The following is a 20255-nucleotide window of genomic DNA, read 5'->3' as shown; positions in this document are numbered from 1 at the left end:
AAAATAGATGTTTCTTGCCAGAAAGTGGGTACGTATCGTGAACAGACATATAATGAGAGAAAATGAACGGTCTGCGGCGCGATGAACAAAAACAAAGGCGTGACGGAACTTATTGAAGAACAGACACTCTAACCCGGTGCTTGCTCAAAGTGCGGTTTTTAAGAGTGGCGTTTCGATAACGCGTGGAATTTAGGTTTGGGGAGACATTACCTCGGATGAGCGAGCAGTTAACGGACCAGGTCCTGGTTGAACGGGTCCAGAAGGGAGATCAGAAAGCCTTTAACCTACTGGTGGTACGCTACCAGCATAAGGTGGCGAGCCTGGTTTCCCGCTATGTCCCGTCAGGCGATGTGCCTGATGTGGTACAAGAGTCTTTTATTAAGGCCTATCGTGCGCTGGATTCGTTCCGGGGAGATAGCGCTTTTTATACCTGGCTGTACCGTATTGCGGTGAATACAGCAAAGAATTATCTGGTCGCTCAGGGCCGTCGTCCGCCTTCAAGTGATGTGGACGCAATCGACGCCGAAAACTTCGAAAGCGGCGGCGCGTTGAAAGAAATTTCGAACCCTGAGAACTTAATGTTGTCAGAAGAACTGAGACAGATTGTTTTTCGCACGATCGAGTCGCTCCCGGAAGATTTACGCATGGCAATTACGTTACGGGAGCTGGATGGCCTAAGCTATGAAGAGATAGCGGCTATTATGGATTGTCCGGTCGGCACGGTGCGTTCACGAATCTTCCGTGCGCGAGAAGCTATTGATAATAAAGTTCAACCGCTTATCAGGCGTTGACGATAGCGGGATACTGGAAAAGGTATTAGGCATGCAGAAAGAAAAACTTTCCGCTTTAATGGATGGTGAAACGCTGGATAGTGAGCTCCTCAATGAGCTGTCTCATTCTCCCGAAATGCAAGAGACCTGGGAGAGCTACCATCTCATCCGTGACACCCTACGCGGTGACACTGGCGAGGTTCTCCATTTCGATATCTCAGCCCGTGTGATGGCGGCAATTGAGAACGAACCCGTTCATCAGACCACTCCGCTGATTCCTGAAGCTCAACCCGCGCCTCACCAGTGGCAGAAAATGCCGTTCTGGCATAAGGTGCGTCCTTGGGCCAGCCAGCTTACCCAAATGGGCGTGGCTGCATGCGTATCGCTTGCAGTTATCGTTGGCGTCCAGCACTATAATACTCAGTCTGAAACTAATCAGCAGCCAGAAGCGCCAGTGTTCAATACACTGCCGATGATGGGCAAAGCCAGCCCGGTTAGCCTGGGCGTACCGGCTGATGCTTCCGCAAGCGGCGGCCAGCAGCAGCAGGTTCAGGAGCAGCGCCGTCGCATTAATGCGATGTTGCAGGATTATGAGTTGCAGCGTCGTCTGCACTCTGAACAGCTTCAGTTTGAGCAGGCACAAACCCAGCAGGCTGCTGTGCAGGTGCCAGGAAACCAAACTTTAGGAACGCAATCGCAGTAATGAAGCAACTTTGGTTCGCCATGTCTCTGATGGCGGGTAGCCTGTTCTTCTCTGCCAACGCCTCGGCTGATGTTTCATCCGGGGCGTTGTTGCAGCAAATGAATCTGGCCAGCCAGTCACTCAATTACGAGTTGGCATTTATCAGCATTAACAAGCAGGGCGTAGAGTCGTTACGTTATCGCCATGCGCGTCTTGATAACCAGCCTCTCGCCCAGCTTTTACAGATGGATGGCCCGCGCCGGGAAGTTGTCCAGCGCGGTAACGAAATCAGCTATTTCGAGCCAGGCCTTGAGCCTTTCACGCTGAATGGCGACTATATCGTCGATTCCTTGCCATCTCTTATCTACACCGACTTCAAACGCCTCGGTCCTTACTACGATTTTATCTCGGTAGGCCGTACGCGTATCGCGGACAGATTGTGCGAAGTGATCCGTGTGGTTGCCCGTGACGGAACGCGCTATAGCTATATCGTCTGGATCGACGCAGAAACCAAGCTGCCGATGCGCGTTGATTTGCTGGATCGTGACGGCGAAACGCTGGAGCAGTTCCGCGTAATCTCTTTCTCCGTCAACAATCAGGTTGGCAACAGCATGCAGAACTTGGCCAAAGCCAGCCTGCCGCCGCTGCTTTCCGTACCGGCCGGTGATTCCGTGAATTTCAACTGGGTACCCTCCTGGATCCCGCAAGGGTTTAGCGAAGTCTCCAGCAGCCGCCGTCAGTTGCCAACGATTGAAACGCCGGTTGAATCCCGTCTTTATTCCGATGGCTTGTTCAGCTTCTCGGTGAACATCAATCGCGCCTCGGCAAACAGTTCTGAACAAATGCTTCGTACCGGGCGTCGGACGGTGAGTACGACGGTTCGCGACAACGCTGAGATCACCATCGTTGGGGAATTGCCGCCGCAGACGGCTAAGCGTATTTCCGACAGTATTAAATTCAGGGCGGCGCAATGATCAAAGAGTGGGCCACGGTTGTCTCCTGGCAGGATGGCATAGCGCTGGTGAGCTGCGATGTTAAAGCATCTTGCAATAGCTGTGCGTCCAGAGCCGGTTGCGGCAGTCGCGTACTGAATAAACTCGGGCCGCAAACCTCGCATACGATCGCCGTGCCGAGCGAACAGCCGCTGGTGGCAGGGCAGAAGGTCGAACTGGGCATTGCCGAAGGCAGCCTGCTGACCTCCGCCGTGCTGGTTTATCTCTCCCCGCTGGTGGGCCTGTTTGTGATGGGTGGCATTTTCCAGATGCTTTTTGCTACCGATGCGGCTGCGATGTGCGGGGCCGCACTGGGGGGAGTGGGCGGATTTTGGCTTGCGAAGGGCTTATCGCCCAAGCTCGCTGCTCGTGAGGAATGGCAGCCCGTTATTCTTAGCGTCGCGCTGGCACCTGACCAGCTTCGCGTTGAAACACTCTCTTCTGAGGCCCGGTGATCCACCGGGCTTTATCATTATTTACGTCTCAAAAAAGAAAACGCCGTTTCTTCGCGCTATGCTTGGCTCTAAGTGCATTTCCAGGTTGCGGGGATGTAGTGTAGAATGCTGCGTTTTCGCACTGAAAAACGTCAGGCTAAGAACAGCGGCCTCCAGGAATTCGTAAGGCATAATTATTTAACTATATGAAGAACATACGTAACTTTTCGATCATTGCTCACATTGACCACGGTAAGTCGACGCTGTCTGACCGTATTATCCAGATTTGCGGTGGCCTGTCTGATCGTGAAATGGCAGCCCAGGTTCTGGACTCCATGGACCTGGAACGCGAACGCGGTATCACCATCAAAGCGCAGAGCGTAACGCTCGACTACAAAGCCACCGACGGTGAAACCTACCAACTGAACTTTATCGACACCCCAGGCCACGTTGACTTCTCGTATGAAGTCTCACGCTCGCTGGCGGCCTGTGAAGGTGCGCTGCTGGTGGTGGATGCCGGGCAGGGCGTAGAAGCTCAGACCCTGGCAAACTGCTACACCGCGATGGAAATGGACCTCGAAGTTGTCCCGGTCCTGAACAAAATCGACCTGCCTGCCGCCGACCCAGAGCGCGTAGCGGAAGAGATTGAAGATATCGTCGGCATTGACGCGACCGATGCGGTGCGCTGCTCGGCGAAAACCGGCGTAGGCGTTCCTGATGTGCTGGAACGTCTGGTGCGTGACATTCCGCCACCGGAAGGCGATCCGGACGCCCCGCTGCAGGCGCTGATCATCGACTCGTGGTTTGATAACTACCTCGGCGTTGTCTCGCTGGTGCGTATCAAAAACGGCACCATGCGCAAAGGCGACAAAATTAAGGTGATGAGCACCGGTCAGGTCTACAACGCCGATCGCCTGGGTATCTTCACGCCTAAGCAGGTTGATCGTACCGAGCTGAAATGCGGTGAGGTTGGCTGGCTGGTTTGCGCCATTAAAGACATCCTCGGCGCGCCGGTGGGCGATACGCTGACGCTGGCGCGTAATCCGGCGGATAAAGCGCTGCCAGGCTTCAAAAAAGTGAAGCCGCAGGTCTATGCAGGCCTGTTCCCGGTCAGCTCCGACGACTACGAAAACTTCCGTGATGCCCTCGGCAAGCTGAGCCTGAACGATGCCTCTCTGTTCTACGAGCCAGAAAGTTCAACGGCGCTGGGCTTCGGCTTCCGCTGCGGCTTCCTCGGCCTGCTGCACATGGAGATCATTCAGGAGCGTCTGGAACGTGAATACGATCTGGATCTGATCACCACAGCGCCGACCGTTGTCTACGAAGTGGAAACCACCTCGAAAGAGGTTATCTACGTCGATAGCCCGTCCAAGCTGCCGCCGCTGAACAACATTCACGAACTGCGCGAGCCTATCGCAGAGTGTCACATGCTGCTGCCGCAGGAGTTCCTCGGTAACGTCATCACCCTGTGTATTGAGAAGCGTGGCGTGCAGACCAACATGGTTTACCACGGTAATCAGGTGGCGCTGACCTATGAAATCCCGATGGCGGAAGTGGTGCTCGACTTCTTCGACCGCCTGAAGTCGACCTCTCGTGGCTATGCCTCACTGGATTACAACTTCAAACGCTTCCAGGCGTCCAACATGGTGCGTGTTGACGTGCTGATCAACAGCGAGCGAGTTGATGCGCTGGCGCTGATCACCCACAACGACAACGCGCCGTACCGTGGTCGCGAGCTGGTTGAGAAGATGAAAGAGCTGATCCCACGTCAGCAGTTTGACATCGCTATTCAGGCGGCGATCGGTAACCACATTATTGCGCGTTCAACCGTGAAGCAGCTACGTAAAAACGTTCTGGCTAAATGCTATGGCGGTGACGTCAGCCGTAAGAAAAAGCTGCTGCAAAAGCAGAAAGACGGTAAGAAGCGTATGAAGCAGGTCGGCAACGTTGAGCTGCCGCAGGAAGCATTCCTTGCCATTCTGCACGTTGGCAAAGACGGCAAATAACCTTTAAGGAGTTGGCATGGCGAACATGTTTGCCCTGATCCTGGTCATCGCTACCCTGGTGACGGGTCTGCTGTGGTGTCTGGATAAGTTTATCTTCGCGCCAAAACGCCGTGAGCGTCAGGCTGCCGCGCAGGCAGCAACTGGCGATGGGCTGGATGCGAAAACCCTGAAGAAAGTCGGCCCGAAACCGGGCTGGCTGGAGACAGGGGCATCGGTGTTCCCGGTGCTGGCGATCGTTCTGGTGGTGCGTTCGTTTATTTACGAACCTTTCCAGATCCCGTCAGGCTCAATGATGCCAACGCTGCTGATTGGCGATTTTATTCTGGTGGAGAAGTTTGCCTACGGCATTAAAGATCCGATCTATCAGAAAACGCTGATCGAAACGGGTCATCCGAAACGTGGCGACATCGTGGTGTTTAAATATCCGGAAGATCCGCGCCTTGACTACATCAAGCGTGCGGTTGGCCTGCCGGGTGATAAAGTCACCTACGATCCGGTTGCCAAAGAAGTGACCGTACAGCCAGGCTGCAGCTCCGGTACGGCATGCGGAAATGCGCTGCCAATCACCTACTCAAACGTTGAGCCAAGTGATTTTGTGCAGACCTTTGCCCGTCGTAACGGCGGTGAAGCGACCAGCGGTTTCTTCCAGGTACCGAAAGACGAAACCAAAGACAACGGTATTCGTCTGACTGAACGCAAAGAGACGCTGGGTGATGTTACGCACCGTATTCTGACCGTGCCAATCGCGCAGGATCAGCTGGGTATGTATTACAAACAGCCGGGTCAACAGCTGGCCAGCTGGATTGTACCGCCGGGACACTACTTCATGATGGGTGATAACCGCGATAACTCCGCGGACAGCCGTTACTGGGGCTTTGTGCCGGAAGCGAATCTGGTGGGTAAAGCGACCGCAATCTGGATGAGTTTTGAGAAGCAGGAAGGCGAATGGCCGACCGGTGTTCGCCTGAGTCGTATTGGCGGAATCCATTAATTCTCAATAATTGAACACGTAGCCGCAAATATTTGTGGCTACGTGAATTATTTCGGCGATAAATCTCTTTGAACTAACGACATCCCCTGTCGTTGTGTATAGAATATTCCCCCGAAGTTTAAGGTTGGCCCTGCAAGGGTGCCACGGCACACGAAACCGCGTTGGTTTTCTCAGGTCGGTTTCGTGTGCTGCATTTTTGACGCATTTATCTATTGGTATCGCATGAACCCCATCGTAATTAATCGGCTTCAACGGAAGCTGGGCTACACTTTTCAACATCAGGAATTATTGCAACAGGCATTAACCCACCGCAGCGCCAGCAGCAAGCATAATGAGCGCCTCGAGTTTCTGGGTGACTCTATTTTAAGTTTCGTGATTGCTAATGCGCTTTATCATCGTTTCCCGCGAGTGGACGAAGGTGATATGAGCCGCATGCGCGCCACGCTGGTAAGGGGTAATACCCTTGCGGAAATCGCACGCGAATTTGAACTCGGCGAATGCCTGCGCCTTGGGCCTGGTGAACTGAAAAGCGGCGGCTTCCGTCGTGAATCTATTCTTGCCGATACGGTCGAAGCGTTAATCGGCGGCGTGTTCCTGGACAGCGATATCCAGAGCGTAGAAAAGCTGATCCTGAACTGGTATCAGAGCCGTCTGGACGAAATCAGTCCGGGCGATAAACAAAAAGATCCGAAAACGCGTCTGCAGGAATATCTGCAGGGTCGCCATCTGCCGCTGCCATCTTATCTGGTGGTACAGGTGCGTGGCGAAGCGCACGATCAGGAATTTACCATCCATTGCCAGGTCAGTGGCCTGAGTGAACCGGTGGTTGGCACAGGTTCTAGCCGTCGCAAGGCGGAACAGGCTGCCGCCGAACAGGCGTTGAAAATGCTGGAGCTGGAATGAGCGAAGAAAAAAACTATTGCGGATTTATTGCCATCGTCGGACGTCCGAACGTCGGCAAATCCACCCTGCTGAATAATCTGCTCGGGCAGAAGATTTCGATCACCTCGCGTAAGGCGCAGACCACGCGTCACCGCATCGTCGGTATTCATACTGAAGGCGCGTATCAGGCGATCTACGTCGATACCCCGGGCCTGCATATGGAAGAGAAGCGCGCCATCAACCGCCTGATGAATAAGGCGGCGAGCAGCTCAATCGGCGACGTAGAGCTGGTCATTTTCGTTGTGGAAGGCACCCGCTGGACGCCGGACGACGAAATGGTGTTGAACAAATTGCGCGATGGCAAAACGCCGGTGATCCTGGCCGTCAACAAAGTGGACAACGTCCAGGAAAAAGCCGACCTGCTGCCTCATCTGCAGTGGCTGGGCAGCCAGATGAACTTCCTCGATATCGTCCCGCTATCTGCAGAGACCGGTCTGAACGTCGACACCATTGCGAGCATCGTGCGTAAGCACCTGCCGGAAGCGATTCATCACTTCCCGGAAGAGTACGTCACCGACCGCTCCCAGCGCTTCATGGCCTCTGAAATCATTCGTGAAAAGCTGATGCGTTTCCTGGGCGCTGAACTGCCGTACTCTGTGACGGTGGAGATCGAGCGTTTCCAGAGCAACGAGCGCGGTGGCTATGACATCAATGGCCTGATCCTCGTTGAGCGTGAAGGGCAGAAGAAGATGGTGATCGGCAACAAAGGGGCCAAGATCAAAACCATCGGTATTGAAGCCCGTAAGGACATGATGGACATGTTCGAAGCGCCGGTTCACCTCGAACTGTGGGTGAAAGTGAAATCTGGCTGGGCCGATGATGAGCGTGCTCTGCGCAGCCTCGGTTACGGCGAAGATCAGTAACGCAAGACGACGAGCATATGGAAGGTTGGCAGCGTGCCTTCGTTCTCCATAGTCGTCCCTGGAGCGAAACCAGCCTGATGCTGGACGTCTTCACGGAAGAGTCGGGCCGCGTGCGCCTTGTTGCGAAAGGCGCACGTTCCAAACGTTCTAATCTGAAAGGTGCCCTACAGCCTTTCACGCCGCTGCTGGTTCGCTTTGGCGGGCGAGGGGAAGTTAAAACCCTGCGCAGTGCCGAAGCCGTCTCTCTGGCGCTTCCCCTTTCTGGCATCACGCTCTACAGCGGTCTGTACGTCAACGAACTCATCTCTCGGGTTCTTGAACATGAGACCCGCTTCTCTGAACTTTTCTTCGATTATCTGCACTGTATCCAGGCGCTGGCTGGCGCAACCGGCACGCCCGAACCCGCCTTGCGTCGTTTTGAGCTGGCGCTGCTGGGACACCTGGGTTACGGCGTTGATTTTCTGCACTGTGCGGGCAGCGGGGACGAGGTAGAAGACACCATGACCTACCGCTACCGCGAAGAAAAGGGTTTCATTGCCAGTATCGTGATAGACAACAGCACTTTTACCGGTCGCCAGCTCCGGGCGCTGTATGAACGCGAGTTTCCCGATCTGGACACCCTGCGCGCAGCAAAACGCTTTACCCGGATTGCCCTCAAGCCGTATCTTGGCGGCAAGCCCTTAAAGAGCCGCGAATTATTCAGGCAGTTTGTGCCGAAACGTTAGACCACAGAATCGAAAAGAAAACCGAGGATTGTCATGGCTGAATTACTGTTAGGCGTCAACATCGATCATATCGCCACGCTGCGTAACGCGCGCGGCACGGCGTATCCCGATCCGGTTCAGGCGGCGTTTATTGCCGAGCAGGCTGGCGCCGACGGCATCACCGTTCACCTGCGTGAAGACCGTCGCCACATCACCGATCGCGACGTGCGCATTCTGCGTCAGACGCTGGACACCCGTATGAATCTTGAGATGGCGGTCACCGAAGAGATGTTGACCATTGCCTGCGAAACTAAGCCGCACTTCTGCTGCCTGGTGCCGGAAAAACGTCAGGAAGTGACCACCGAAGGCGGTCTGGATGTGGCCGGGCAGCTCGACAAAATGCGCGATGCCTGCAAACGTCTGGCGGATGCCGGTATCCTGGTTTCTCTGTTTATCGACGCCGATTTCGCCCAGATTAAAGCGGCGGCCGACGTGGGCGCGCCGTATATCGAAATCCACACCGGCTGCTATGCCGATGCTGAAAACGACGCCGAACAGGCGAAAGAGCTGGAGCGTATCGCCAAAGCGGCCACCTACGCGGCAAGCCTGGGCCTGAAGGTCAACGCCGGTCACGGCCTCACCTACCACAACGTGAAGGCCATTGCCGCGCTGCCGGAAATGCACGAGCTGAACATCGGCCACGCCATTATTGGCCGCGCGGTAATGAGCGGCCTGAAAGAGGCGGTATCCGAGATGAAGCGCCTGATGCAGGAAGCGCGTCAGTAATGGCGATTCTGGGCTTAGGCACCGATATCGTTGAGATCGCCCGCATTGAAGCGGTAATCGCCCGTAGCGGCGATCGCCTCGCAAGACGCGTGCTGAGCGATAACGAGTGGGCCATCTGGGAAGCGCATCAGCAGCCGGTGCGCTTTCTGGCGAAGCGCTTTGCGGTAAAAGAGGCGGCGGCCAAAGCCTTCGGTACGGGGATCCGTAACGGTCTAGCATTTAACCAGTTTGAGGTGTTCAACGACGAGCTGGGGAAACCGCGCCTGCGCTTATGGGGCGAGGCGCTGAAGCTTGCGGAGAAGCTGGGGGTGAATCACATGCACGTGACGATCGCGGATGAACGTCACTATGCCAGCGCGACGGTGATCGTCGAAAGCTAAAGCTTGTCCGCGTGATGCATCAGGACAAACTTATCCCACAGCTGCTCTTCGCTCTCGACGTGGGCCGGATCCTTCAGGATGGTGTTGGGGATCGGGCACACCTTCTGGCAGGTCGGCGTCTCATAGTGGCCGATGCACTCGGTGCAGCGGTCGCTGTTAATCTCATAAATGCTGTCACCCATCGAAATCGCCTCGTTAGGGCATTCGGGTTCGCACATATCGCAATTGATGCATTTTTTGGTGATTAACAGCGCCATCAGGAAATTCTCAGAAACAACACAAACAGGGCGGGCATTATACGCTCATTCGTTGTTCAGACCAGTTTTTTTACCAGGGCTTCACTGTGACGAATGCGCTCCGGCGCGCGCTCCAGATCCTGCTGCACCAGCGCCATAAACAGTAGATCGGTCAGCATCATCTGCGCGCTGGTTGATGAAATTGCCGCGCTGCGCGTGGCCTGCTCTTCGGCAATGGTATATAGACAGCGCGTTGCCCGCTGCTGGAGCGCGTTTGGCGTAAAGCCGGTGATGGCCAGAATTTTTCCGCCGACGCGCAGGGCTTCGTCGGTGGCCATGTTGATCTCTCGGCGCTCGCCGGAATAGGAGATAGCCAGCAGCAGATCGTCTGGATCCATCGCCTGAACGGTCGCCAGCAGGGCGTGCATATCCTGCTCGACGATGGCGTTAAGGCCAATTTTCGTCAGCTTCCAGCCAAAATTACGCGCTACCAGTCCGGACGCGCCGATACCGGTCAGAATGATCCGCCGCGCCCCGTGCAGCATCGCCACGCTTTCCAGAAGCTTCTCTTCGGTATTCACGTCCAGCGTGGCGTGCATCGCCGCCACGTTCTCTTTAATCAGCTTTTCGCCCACCAGCCGCATCGGATCGTCGCCGCGGATCTGATTGTGCACCGGCATGGACTGCGGATTAGGGTTGCTCACCAGTGCTTCGCTGATCGCCAGCTTCAGCGCTGGAAAACCCTTAAAACCAATCTTCTGGGCAAACTTCACCACGCTGGACTGGCTCACTCCGGCTTCACTCGCCAGCTGCTGGGAACTGAGATGGCGCGCGCGATCGGGCTGAGACAGTAAAAAATCCGCCAGCTTTTTGTCGCTTTGAGCAAAGCCCGCGTAGCGCTGGCGAATGCGGATTAAACAGTTCATACGTTCTCCTGGCGAAAATGTGATTGTCTGCGCAAATATGGATTTTGCTCGCCTGAATGAATTTTATATTCCATTATAGTGTGATTATTATGAATTAAAAATTCCAGAGGTAAAAAAGATGAATTTAGGCTCACTTGTTTCAGAAACGCGTAACCCACAAACCATGGATCTCGACGCACTCTCCACGCTGGAGCTGGTTAACCGTTTTAATCAACAGGATACGCTGGTCGCGCAGGCAGTGAAAGAGACATTGCCTGAGGTGGCGAAGGCGGTTGATGCGGCAGCAGCAGCGCTAAAGGCCGGTGGACGCATTATTTACATGGGCGCAGGCACAAGCGGACGTTTAGGGGTACTGGATGCCTCCGAATGTCCGCCAACCTTTGGCGTCCCGCACGGTCTGGTGATCGGGCTCATTGCCGGCGGCCCGGGCGCGCTGTTAAAGGCCGTTGAAGGGGCAGAGGATAACAAACAGCTCGGTGAAGATGATCTCAAAGCCTTGAACCTGACCGCGCAGGATCTGGTGGTGGGGCTGGCGGCTTCCGGGCGCACGCCGTACGTCATTGGCGGCCTGGAATATGCCAACCGGGCCGGCTGCACGACCGTTGCCATCTCCTGTAATCCCGGTTCGCCGATTGCGCAAGTGGCCGCCATTGCCATTTCCCCGGTCGTCGGGCCAGAAGCGCTGACCGGCTCCACGCGCCTGAAATCAGGGACCGCACAAAAGCTGGTGCTGAATATGATCTCCACCGGCGCGATGGTGAAGTTCGGCAAGGTCTACCAGAACCTGATGGTGGATATGCAGGCCACCAACGTCAAGCTGGTGGACAGAGCTTGCCGCATGGTGGTGGAAGCCACGGGGGCAAGCCGTGAAGAGGCAGAAGCCGCCCTGAAACAAACCGATCATGAGGTTAAACCCGCCATTCTGATGATCCTGAGCGGGCTGGACGCAGCGGCGGCGAGAGCCAGACTCGATGCGCACAACGGGTTCTTACGGGCTGCATTAGAAAACTAACAGAGGCGTGTATGGAAAAAACAGCAGCGCTCGCCAGCGGTATCCTGCAGGGGATCGGCGGAGAAAAAAATATTCAGCGTCTGGAAAACTGCATGACGCGCGTGCGCGTCGAGGTGCATGACGACGATGAGCTTGATCTGCCGCGCCTCAAGCAACTTCCCGGCGTAAGCGGATACGTCAAACAGGGGCAACAGCACCAGCTTATTGTCGGGCCGGGTAAAGCGGCGCAGGTTGTCGATGCCATGCGCGCGCTGATGGTGGGCGGTGACGCGACGGCGTCATTTGACGATGCCGAACGCACCAAAGCTCAGGCAAAAGCCAGGTACAAAGCCCCGATGAGCGACGCGCTGCGACAGCTGGCGAACGTCTTTATTCCGCTGATCCCGGCGTTTATCGCCTCGGGGCTGATCACCGGGATCATCAATATCCTCAAGCGCCCGGATATCGTGGGCGATTTTGCCACGCAGTATCCGAACCTGCTGGGGATTCTGGGGATCTTCGGCAGCGCCGTTTTCGCCATCATGAACATCCTGGTCGGGGTGAACGCCGCGAAGGTGTTTGGCGGATCGCTGGCGATGGGCGGCGTGATGGCGGGGATTTTGTCCAGCCCACAGCTGGCGCAGATTACGCTGTTTGGTGAGGCGCTCCAGCCTGGCCGTGGCGGGGTGATTGCGGTCCTGCTGGTGGTCATCCTGATGTGCTGGATTGAGAAACGGCTTCGCGCGGTATTGCCTGGCTCAATTGAGTTAATCCTTAACCCGCTGCTGACCACGCTGATCGCCGGCAGCGTAGCCATTGTGGCGCTGCAGCCGCTGGGCGGCTGGATCTCGGAAGCCATTGCCCACGGCGCGTCGCTGGCTATCGATCGCGGCGGGCTGCTGGTGGGCGCGGTGCTTTCCGGCACCTTCCTGCCGTTAGTGCTGACGGGGCTACATCAGGGGCTGGTTCCCATCCACGTCGAGCTGGTGCAGGCGCACGGCTACAACGCGCTGCTGCCAATCCTGTCGATGGCGGGCGTAGGGCAGGTGGGGGCGGCGATCGCCGTACTGATGAAAACCCGCAACGCGCGTCTGAAAAAGGTGATCAAAGGGGCGCTGCCGGTCGGACTGCTGGGTATTGGCGAACCGCTGATTTTTGGCGTCACGCTGCCGCTGGGTAAACCCTTCCTCGCCGCCTGCCTGGGTGGCGCAGTGGGCGGGGCGCTGATCAGCTACTGGAAAGTGGCGACGGTAATCACCTTTGGGCTTTCCGGTTTACCGCTGGCATTAACCATCGTGACCGGAAAAGTCATGCTCTATCTGTTAGGCTATTTAGTAGCGGTGATCGCCGGGTTCCTGTTTACCTGGCTGTTAGGATTCAACGACCCAGAGGAGTAAGGTTTGGCCAATCACGAGCGTCGCGTTGTTTTTTTCGACCTGGATGGAACGCTGCATCAGCAGGATATGTTCGGCACCTTTATGCGCTACCTGCTGCGGCGCCAGCCTCTGAATGCGCTGCTCGTCTTACCGCTCTTACCCGTAATTGGCATCGCGCTGCTGGTGAAAGGCCGCGCGGCGCGATGGCCGATGAGCCTTCTGCTCTGGGGATGTACCTTTGGGCACAGCGAAGCGCGGCTCAAACAGCTTGAACAGGATTTTGCGCAGTGGTTTCGCGGCCATGTTGCCGCGTTCCCCGTGGTACAGGCGCGGCTGACCGGCTACCTCGACGCCAACGATGCCGACATCTGGCTAATTACCGGCTCGCCGCAAACGCTGGTGGAGCAGGTCTACTTTGATACCCCGTGGCTGCCGCGGGTGAATCTCATCGCCACGCAAATCGCGCGCGGCTACGGCGGCTGGGTATTGACCCTGCGCTGCCTGGGGCATGAAAAAGTGGTCCAGCTGGAGAAGCGCATCGGCACACCGCTGCGCCTGTACAGCGGCTACAGCGACAGCAAGCAGGACAACCCGCTGCTCTATTTTTGCCAGCACCGCTGGCGCGTCACGCCTGTGGGTGAACTTCAGCAACTCGAATAGTCTTCTCTAAAACGGGCGTGTATAATGCCGCCCGCTTTCGACTGGAGTATCAGCCCTTGTCCAACCCTGAACACACTCATGAATACTGGATGCGCCACGCGCTCAAGCTGGCTCAGCGCGCCTGGGATGAGGGCGAAGTGCCCGTCGGGGCCGTACTGGTTCACAACGACCAGGTCATTGGAGAAGGGTGGAACCGTCCGATTGGCCGTCACGATCCTACCGCGCACGCCGAAATCATGGCGCTGCGTCAGGGCGGGCTGGTGCTGCAAAACTACCGTCTGCTTGATACCACGCTGTACGTGACGCTGGAACCCTGCGTGATGTGCTCCGGGGCGATGGTGCATAGCCGAATCGGGACGCTGGTGTTTGGCGCACGGGATGAAAAAACCGGGGCTGCAGGGTCGCTAATGGACGTGCTTGGGCACCCGGGAATGAATCACCAGGTGCAGACTATCGGTGGGGTACTTGCACCAGAGTGTTCGGGTCTGCTGAGTGACTTCTTTCGAATGCGCCGGCAGCAGAAAAAGCAACAAAAGGCAGAATTGAAGCAGCCGGGCGATTAAGTTCGTCCGGAGCAACTACCGGATAGCTTTGGGCCAACTGTTGCGCCTCTGCCGCCTCCTTTTCTTTCTCACGCAGATAGCCCACCAGGCTAATCTGGTATTTACGAATATTCTCTACGTAGGCGTACGCCTCATGCCCGCGCGCATAGCCGTAGGTGAGCTTGTTGTACCACGGCTTCTGGCTCAGCAGCGGCAGGCGCTGTTTGACATCAGACCAGCTGTCCGGGTTGCCTTTGGTTTTTGCCGTCAGCGCCCGGGCATCCAGCATGTGCGCATATCCCATGTTGTAGGCCGCCAGCGCGAACCAAATCCGCTCTTCTTCCGGCACCGTCTCCGGCACTTTCGCCATCATATCCTGTAAATACTGCGCGCCGCCGCTGATGCTCTGCTCCGCATCGGTACGGTCGTTAACGCCAAGGCTCAGCGCGGTATTCTTGGTCAACATCATCAGCCCACGTACGCCCGTAGGGGAGGTGGCCTGAGCATCCCAGTGAGATTCCTGATACGAGATGGCCGCCAGCAGCTTCCAGTCAATCTCCTGGGCATACTTCTCGAATAGCGGCTGCAGGTCCGGCAGCACGCTATCCACGGCGCGCAGGAAGGTGCGGGTATCGACGTAGTCGAAATCATCCCCGTGTCCGAGGTATTTCTCTTCCAGGCGTGCCAGCGTGCCGTCTTCATTGATGGTGTTATAGAAGTCGAGCATGGCCGCAGAGAGGGTCTGATCGCTGTCCAGCTGGGTAAACCAGGTGACCGGCTGTTCGTCCGTCACGTCCAGCGCCACGGCGATTTCCGGGTGTACGCGCTGGAACAGGCTGATCGCCACCGAATCGGCAATGGTGTAGGGCAGCTTCTTGTCCTTTACCTGATCCAGCAGTTCGGTGGTGCCGAGTTTGGGATCGACCGTCCAGCCCAGGTCAGGATACTTTTTCTCTTTAAGGGCGCGCAGGTCGTCAATCACAACGTGGCCGGGGGCAATCGTCAGCTGTTGCTCATTGATGGTGGCCAGCGTGCGGGGGCGCAGGCTGCCGACGCGGTACACCAGCTGCTGCGATACGGAGTAGTAGGTCGGGCCGGGCTGATAGTTCTTGCTGCGTTCGGTGTTGTACACCAGCCCGGCTGCCAGAATGTCCGCCTCATCGTTATCCAGGTCATCGAAAAGCTGGTTAATGTTCTGACGCACGGTGACTTTCAGCTTCACGCCCAGGTAATCAGCAAACTGTTGGGCCAGCTCATAATCCAGACCAATGGTTTTGCCGTTGATGTCGCTGTAGATCAGCGGAGAGGAAAGGGTACTGACGCGCAGCTCCCCCCGCTCCTGAATGGCGGCGATACGGTTTTCGGCCTTGCCGAACCAAGGGATAGAAGGCCAGAGGGCCACTGCCAGCAGCAACGTCACAATGCCGATGAGCAGATAATTAATCTTTAATTTTTTCAATTAGTTAATTCTCTGCGACGCCGGTTGCCTCAGTATGCTGTAGCCATGTTAAGAATAAGGTTTGCCATTGATTGAGCGGCATTTTGCGCAAACTTGCGGCAGTTGGCAACCAATTAGAGAGACAGGTCACATCTATTGTTAAACGTCTTTGCAAATTTTATTTCGACGCAAACGGTTTCGTCAACGCGCAGGATTCTCTATAATGACGCCCGTTTTCCCCCCTTGCGCACACTGTAAGCGCCCCGGCGCTTCGAAGACGAGAGACTTATGATGGAAATTCTGCGTGGTTCGCCTGCACTGTCTGCCTTCCGTATCAACAAACTGCTGGCACGTTTTCAGGCAGCCGACCTTCCGGTAAGCAATATTTACGCTGAGTATGTCCATTTTGCTGACCTGAATGCCCCCCTGAATGCAGAGGAGCGCGAACAGCTGGAACGCCTGCTCAAGTACGGCCCAAGCCTGAGCAGCCACACGCCAACCGGCAAGCTGATCCTGGCGACGCCGCGTCCGGGCACCATCTCCCCCTGGTCTTCCAAAGCCACCGACATCGCCCACAACTGTGGCCTGAACCAGATTAACCGTCTGGAACGCGGCGTGGCGTACTACGTGGAAGCCTCTACCCTGAGTGAAGCGCAGTGGCAGGCGGTTGCGGCTGAACTGCACGATCGCATGATGGAGAGCGTGTTTGCCTCGCTGGACGACGCGCAGCAGCTCTTCTCGCACCATCAGCCTGCGCCGGTACAGAGCGTGGACCTGCTGGGGCAGGGCCGTCAGGCGCTGATTGACGCTAACCTGCGTCTCGGCCTGGCGCTGGCAGAAGATGAAATCGACTACCTGCAGGATGCGTTTGTTAAGCTCAACCGTAACCCGAACGACATCGAACTCTACATGTTCGCGCAGGCTAACTCTGAGCACTGCCGCCACAAGATTTTCAACGCCGACTGGATTATTGACGGCGAGCAGCAGCCGAAGTCGCTGTTCAAAATGATCAAAAACACCATGGAGCAAACCCCTGACCACGTGCTGTCTGCCTATAAAGACAACGCCGCGGTAATGGAAGGTTCCGAGGTGGGCCGCTTCTTCGCCGATCGCGAAGCAGGGCGCTATGACTTCCATCAGGAACCTGCGCATATCCTGATGAAGGTGGAAACCCACAACCACCCGACGGCGATTTCTCCGTGGCCGGGTGCGGCGACCGGCTCCGGCGGTGAAATCCGTGACGAAGGTGCGACCGGTCGCGGCGCTAAACCTAAAGCGGGTCTGGTCGGTTTCTCCGTTTCCAACCTGCGCATCCCGGGCTTTGAACAGCCGTGGGAAGAAGATTTCGGCAAGCCGGAGCGCATCGTGACCGCGCTGGATATCATGACCGACGGCCCGCTGGGCGGCGCGGCGTTCAACAACGAGTTTGGTCGTCCGGCGCTGAACGGTTACTTCCGTACCTATGAAGAGAAAGTGGACAGCCACAACGGCGAAGAGCTGCGCGGCTACCACAAGCCGATCATGCTGGCGGGCGGGATCGGCAACATCCGCGCCGATCACGTGCAGAAAGGCGAGATCGTCGTGGGCGCGAAGCTGATCGTGCTCGGCGGCCCGGCGATGAACATCGGCCTGGGCGGCGGGGCGGCATCTTCAATGGCCTCCGGTCAGTCTGATGCCGATCTCGACTTCGCCTCCGTACAGCGCGATAACCCGGAGATGGAACGCCGCTGTCAGGAAGTGATCGACCGCTGCTGGCAGCTGGGCGATGCCAACCCGATTCTATTTATCCACGACGTGGGTGCGGGCGGTCTGTCTAACGCCATGCCGGAGCTGGTGAGCGACGGCGGTCGCGGGGGTCGTTTCAACCTACGCGACATCCTGAACGATGAGCCAGGCATGAGCCCGCTGGAAATCTGGTGTAACGAATCCCAGGAACGCTACGTGCTGGCGGTTGCGGCCGATCAGCTGCCGCTGTTTGACGAGCTGTGCCGCCGCGAGCGCGCGCCGTACGCCGTCATCGGTGAAGCGACCGAAGAGCTGCACCTCTCCTTAAGCGACACCCATTTCGACAACCAGCCTATCGACCTGCCGCTGGACGTCCTGCTCGGCAAAACGCCGAAGATGACCCGCGACGTTACAACCCGCAAAGCGGCGGGCAAAGCGCTGGATCGTCAAGGCATTACCGTGGCAGAAGCGGTCAACCGCGTGCTTCACCTGCCTGCTGTGGCAGAGAAAACCTTCCTGGTGACCATCGGCGACCGCACCGTGACCGGTATGGTATCGCGCGATCAGATGGTCGGCCCGTGGCAGATCCCGGTGGCGAACTGCGCCGTGACTACCGCGAGCCTCGACAGCTACTACGGCGAAGCGATGGCCCTGGGCGAACGTACCCCGGTGGCGCTGCTGGACTTCGCGGCTTCCGCCCGTCTTGCGGTCGGTGAAGCGCTGACCAACATCGCCGCGACGCAGATTGGCGACATCAAACGCATCAAGCTCTCCGCAAACTGGATGGCCGCAGCCGGTCATCCTGGCGAAGATGCTGGCCTGTATGAAGCCGTGAAGGCGGTGGGCGAGGAGCTGTGTCCAGCCCTCGGCCTGACCATTCCGGTGGGTAAAGACTCCATGTCGATGAAAACCCGCTGGCAGGAAGGCAGCGAGCAGCGCGAGATGACTTCTCCGCTGTCGCTGGTGATCACCGCGTTTGCCCGCGTGGAAGACGTGCGTCATACCATCACGCCGCAGCTTGCGACCGTTGACAACGCCCTGCTGCTGATTGATCTCGGCAAAGGCCACAACGCGCTGGGTGCCACCGCGCTGGCGCAGGTGTACCGTCAGCTCGGTGACAAGCCGGCCGACGTGCGCGACGTTGCCCAGCTGAAAGGCTTCTACGACGCGATTCAGGCGCTGGTGGCGCAGCGTAAGCTGCTCGCCTACCACGACCGTTCCGACGGCGGCCTGCTGGTGACGCTGGCAGAAATGGCCTTCACCGGCCACTGCGGCGTGGAAGCGAACATTGCCACGCTTGGCAAAGACCGTCTGGCGGCGCTGTTCAATGAAGAACTGGGCGCCGTGATTCAGGTGCGCGCGGCGGATCGCGACGCGGTTGAAGCGATTCTTGCGAAGCACGGTCTGGCAGACTGCGTGCACTATCTGGGTAAAGCCGTTCAGGGCGACCGCTTCGTCATTGAAGCAGACGGTCACGCCGTGTTCAGCGAAAGCCGCACCACGCTGCGCATGTGGTGGGCGGAAACCACCTGGCAGATGCAGCGCCTGCGTGATAACCCGGAATGCGCCGATCAGGAGCATAACGCGAAAGCGAATGACCAGGATCCAGGCCTGAACGTGAAGCTCTCCTTCGACATCAGCGAAGACATTGCCGCGCCGTACATTGCGACCGGCGCGCGTCCGAAAGTGGCGGTGCTGCGCGAGCAGGGCGTTAACTCCCACGTTGAGATGGCGGCTGCCTTCCACCGCGCGGGCTTTGACGCCATCGACGTCCACATGAGCGACCTGCTGGCCGGGCGTACCGGTCTGGAAGATTTCCATGCGCTGGTGGCGTGCGGCGGCTTCTCCTACGGCGACGTGCTGGGCGCGGGCGAGGGCTGGGCGAAGTCCATCCTGTTCAACAGCCGCGTGCGCGACGAATTCGAAACCTTCTTCCACCGTCCGCAGACGCTGGCGCTGGGCGTGTGTAACGGCTGCCAGATGATGTCTAACCTGCGCGAGCTGATCCCGGGCAGCGAAGCCTGGCCGCGCTTCGTGCGCAACCAGTCCGACCGCTTCGAAGCGCGCTTTAGCCTGGTAGAAGTTACCCAAAGCCCGTCTCTGCTGCTGCAGGGGATGGTCGGTTCACAGATGCCAATCGCCGTTTCCCACGGTGAAGGTCAGGTAGAAGTGCGCGATGCGGCGCATCTGGCTCAGCTTGAAAGCAAAGGCCTGGTGGCGCTGCGCTTCGTGGATAACTTTGGCAAGGTGACAGAAACCTACCCGGCTAACCCGAACGGTTCAGCGAACGGCATTACTGCGGTGACCAGCGAAAGCGGTCGTGCGACCATCATGATGCCGCACCCGGAACGCGTGTTCCGCACCGTAAGCAACTCCTGGCATCCGGAAAACTGGGGCGAGGACAGCCCGTGGATGCGTATCTTCCGCAACGCGCGTAAACAGCTGGGTTAAGATGTAAAGCAGGTACTTTGTAGGCCCGGTGAGCGTGAGCGCCACCGGGCTTTTTTATGCCTGTCGCAAAATCGCGACAATCCTCTGGTATAGGTGTCGCCAAAAGGAGACATTTAACTCATTGATTTATATATAACAGGAAAGGTTCCCGTTAAGGTGTTGCTTAATAGCGACACTTAGCCTGGAAATCATTCTGCAGACAATTAACAGATATCCACCTAAAGCGCCTATATTTCAATGTGTTAATATTTTGTTTTGCATTCTGGCACGGCTGTTGCATAATATTAACCAGTGGCTCATTCACCTTCTTATGTCAGCCCCTTCGGGACGTGCTACATAAACTTCGAATGACGCACAAAA

19 protein-coding genes are annotated in these 20255 nt (G+C 57.1%); 16 read left to right on the top strand and 3 right to left on the bottom strand.

Annotated elements, in window-relative coordinates:
* Nucleotides 1-215: 215 nt before the first annotated feature.
* The 11 genes from rpoE (at nt 216) to acpS (ending at nt 9550) form a co-directional block, all read left to right on the top strand.
* A complete protein-coding gene (gene rpoE, locus E0L20_RS22660) occupies nt 216-791 on the top strand; it encodes an RNA polymerase sigma factor RpoE (protein ID WP_006176728.1) in 576 nt (191 codons plus the stop codon).
* A gap of 31 nt (nt 792-822) precedes the next feature.
* Nucleotides 823-1473 (top strand): anti-sigma-E factor RseA, encoded by a 651-nt coding sequence (gene rseA, locus E0L20_RS22655; RefSeq protein ID WP_061097363.1) that lies wholly within the window; start codon nt 823-825, stop codon nt 1471-1473.
* Nucleotides 1473-2426 carry a sigma-E factor regulatory protein RseB gene (gene rseB, locus E0L20_RS22650; RefSeq protein WP_131635882.1) on the top strand — a complete coding sequence of 318 codons (954 nt, stop codon included), beginning with the start codon at nt 1473-1475 and terminating at the stop codon, nt 2424-2426. The genes rseA and rseB overlap by 1 nt, the downstream gene beginning before the upstream one ends.
* Entirely contained in the window at nt 2423-2899 is a 477-nt protein-coding gene (rseC, locus tag E0L20_RS22645) for a SoxR-reducing system protein RseC (protein ID WP_131635881.1), read from the top strand. Before rseB ends, rseC begins: the two co-directional genes overlap by 4 nt.
* 185 nt (nt 2900-3084) lie before the next feature.
* A complete protein-coding gene (gene lepA / locus E0L20_RS22640; protein ID WP_131635880.1) occupies nt 3085-4884 on the top strand; it encodes a translation elongation factor 4 in 1800 nt (599 codons plus the stop codon).
* 16 nt (nt 4885-4900) lie between these two features.
* On the top strand, nt 4901-5875 hold the full coding sequence (gene lepB, locus E0L20_RS22635) for a signal peptidase I (protein ID WP_131635879.1): 975 nt from the start codon (nt 4901-4903) through the stop codon (nt 5873-5875).
* A 222-nt stretch (nt 5876-6097) separates the two neighbouring features.
* Nucleotides 6098-6778, top strand: coding sequence for a ribonuclease III (rnc, locus tag E0L20_RS22630; protein ID WP_131635877.1), 681 nt, complete (start codon nt 6098-6100; stop codon nt 6776-6778).
* Nucleotides 6775-7680, top strand: a complete 906-nt coding sequence (gene era, locus E0L20_RS22625) for a GTPase Era (protein ID WP_131635875.1) — start codon at nt 6775-6777, stop codon at nt 7678-7680. The genes rnc and era overlap by 4 nt, the downstream gene beginning before the upstream one ends.
* Nucleotides 7681-7697: 17 nt before the next feature.
* A complete protein-coding gene (gene recO, locus E0L20_RS22620) occupies nt 7698-8405 on the top strand; it encodes a DNA repair protein RecO (protein ID WP_131635873.1) in 708 nt (235 codons plus the stop codon).
* Nucleotides 8406-8438: 33 nt separating this feature from the next.
* Nucleotides 8439-9170: a pyridoxine 5'-phosphate synthase gene (gene pdxJ / locus E0L20_RS22615; protein WP_131635872.1), complete on the top strand. Its 732-nt coding sequence runs from the start codon at nt 8439-8441 to the stop codon at nt 9168-9170.
* On the top strand, nt 9170-9550 hold the full coding sequence (gene acpS, locus E0L20_RS22610; protein ID WP_131635871.1) for a holo-ACP synthase: 381 nt from the start codon (nt 9170-9172) through the stop codon (nt 9548-9550). Before pdxJ ends, acpS begins: the two co-directional genes overlap by 1 nt.
* Here acpS and E0L20_RS22605 read toward each other — a convergent pair.
* Nucleotides 9547-9807: a YfhL family 4Fe-4S dicluster ferredoxin gene (locus tag E0L20_RS22605; protein ID WP_014071370.1), complete on the bottom strand. Its 261-nt coding sequence runs from the start codon at nt 9805-9807 to the stop codon at nt 9547-9549. The two genes, acpS and E0L20_RS22605, sit on opposite strands and share 4 nt — an antisense overlap.
* Nucleotides 9808-9863: 56 nt before the next feature.
* Nucleotides 9864-10712 carry a MurR/RpiR family transcriptional regulator gene (locus E0L20_RS22600; protein ID WP_131635870.1) on the bottom strand — a complete coding sequence of 283 codons (849 nt, stop codon included), beginning with the start codon at nt 10710-10712 and terminating at the stop codon, nt 9864-9866.
* A gap of 118 nt (nt 10713-10830) precedes the next feature.
* Here E0L20_RS22600 and murQ point away from each other — a divergent pair, with 118 nt between their 5' ends.
* Genes murQ through tadA form a run of 4 tightly spaced genes read left to right on the top strand, consistent with a single transcriptional unit; the run spans nt 10831 to nt 14302 of the window.
* Complete coding sequence (gene murQ, locus E0L20_RS22595) at nt 10831-11724, top strand: N-acetylmuramic acid 6-phosphate etherase (protein WP_131635869.1); 894 nt, start codon at nt 10831-10833, stop codon at nt 11722-11724.
* Between the two features lie 11 nt (nt 11725-11735).
* The gene (locus tag E0L20_RS22590) at nt 11736-13100 is read left to right on the top strand and encodes a PTS transporter subunit EIIC (RefSeq protein WP_131635868.1); all 1365 of its coding nucleotides are present in this window, start codon (nt 11736-11738) and stop codon (nt 13098-13100) included.
* A 3-nt stretch (nt 13101-13103) separates the two neighbouring features.
* On the top strand, nt 13104-13739 hold the full coding sequence (yfhb, locus tag E0L20_RS22585; RefSeq protein WP_131635867.1) for a phosphatidylglycerophosphatase C: 636 nt from the start codon (nt 13104-13106) through the stop codon (nt 13737-13739).
* A 56-nt stretch (nt 13740-13795) separates the two neighbouring features.
* Nucleotides 13796-14302 carry a tRNA adenosine(34) deaminase TadA gene (gene tadA, locus E0L20_RS22580; protein WP_131635866.1) on the top strand — a complete coding sequence of 169 codons (507 nt, stop codon included), beginning with the start codon at nt 13796-13798 and terminating at the stop codon, nt 14300-14302.
* Here the strand turns inward: tadA and mltF are convergent.
* On the bottom strand, nt 14190-15740 hold the full coding sequence (mltF, locus tag E0L20_RS22575; protein WP_131635865.1) for a membrane-bound lytic murein transglycosylase MltF: 1551 nt from the start codon (nt 15738-15740) through the stop codon (nt 14190-14192). The genes tadA and mltF overlap by 113 nt on opposite strands.
* Nucleotides 15741-16007: 267 nt before the next feature.
* Here mltF and purL point away from each other — a divergent pair, with 267 nt between their 5' ends.
* A complete protein-coding gene (gene purL / locus E0L20_RS22565; RefSeq protein ID WP_131635863.1) occupies nt 16008-19895 on the top strand; it encodes a phosphoribosylformylglycinamidine synthase in 3888 nt (1295 codons plus the stop codon).
* Nucleotides 19896-20255 lie beyond the last annotated feature (360 nt).

The organism is Enterobacter wuhouensis, from assembly GCF_004331265.1.
Classification (GTDB): Bacteria; Pseudomonadota; Gammaproteobacteria; order Enterobacterales; family Enterobacteriaceae; genus Enterobacter; species Enterobacter wuhouensis.
Note: the sequence above shows the minus strand (reverse complement) of the source record. Positions and strands in the feature narration are given on the sequence as shown.

What these genes read in the sequence shown, in the direction of transcription:
- recO (WP_131635873.1), top strand. Translation starts at nt 7,698, where the DNA reads ATGGAAGGTTGGCAGCGTGCCTTCGTTCTCCATAGTCGTCCCTGGAGC.
- acpS (WP_131635871.1), top strand. Translation starts at nt 9,170, where the DNA reads ATGGCGATTCTGGGCTTAGGCACCGATATCGTTGAGATCGCCCGCATT.
- rseA (WP_061097363.1), top strand. Translation starts at nt 823, where the DNA reads ATGCAGAAAGAAAAACTTTCCGCTTTAATGGATGGTGAAACGCTGGAT.
- E0L20_RS22590 (WP_131635868.1), top strand. Translation starts at nt 11,736, where the DNA reads ATGGAAAAAACAGCAGCGCTCGCCAGCGGTATCCTGCAGGGGATCGGC.
- E0L20_RS22605 (WP_014071370.1), bottom strand. Translation starts at nt 9,807, where the DNA reads ATGGCGCTGTTAATCACCAAAAAATGCATCAATTGCGATATGTGCGAA.
- rnc (WP_131635877.1), top strand. Translation starts at nt 6,098, where the DNA reads ATGAACCCCATCGTAATTAATCGGCTTCAACGGAAGCTGGGCTACACT.
- rseB (WP_131635882.1), top strand. Translation starts at nt 1,473, where the DNA reads ATGAAGCAACTTTGGTTCGCCATGTCTCTGATGGCGGGTAGCCTGTTC.
- era (WP_131635875.1), top strand. Translation starts at nt 6,775, where the DNA reads ATGAGCGAAGAAAAAAACTATTGCGGATTTATTGCCATCGTCGGACGT.
- purL (WP_131635863.1), top strand. Translation starts at nt 16,008, where the DNA reads ATGATGGAAATTCTGCGTGGTTCGCCTGCACTGTCTGCCTTCCGTATC.
- lepB (WP_131635879.1), top strand. Translation starts at nt 4,901, where the DNA reads ATGGCGAACATGTTTGCCCTGATCCTGGTCATCGCTACCCTGGTGACG.
- rseC (WP_131635881.1), top strand. Translation starts at nt 2,423, where the DNA reads ATGATCAAAGAGTGGGCCACGGTTGTCTCCTGGCAGGATGGCATAGCG.
- pdxJ (WP_131635872.1), top strand. Translation starts at nt 8,439, where the DNA reads ATGGCTGAATTACTGTTAGGCGTCAACATCGATCATATCGCCACGCTG.
- murQ (WP_131635869.1), top strand. Translation starts at nt 10,831, where the DNA reads ATGAATTTAGGCTCACTTGTTTCAGAAACGCGTAACCCACAAACCATG.
- lepA (WP_131635880.1), top strand. Translation starts at nt 3,085, where the DNA reads ATGAAGAACATACGTAACTTTTCGATCATTGCTCACATTGACCACGGT.
- E0L20_RS22600 (WP_131635870.1), bottom strand. Translation starts at nt 10,712, where the DNA reads ATGAACTGTTTAATCCGCATTCGCCAGCGCTACGCGGGCTTTGCTCAA.
- rpoE (WP_006176728.1), top strand. Translation starts at nt 216, where the DNA reads ATGAGCGAGCAGTTAACGGACCAGGTCCTGGTTGAACGGGTCCAGAAG.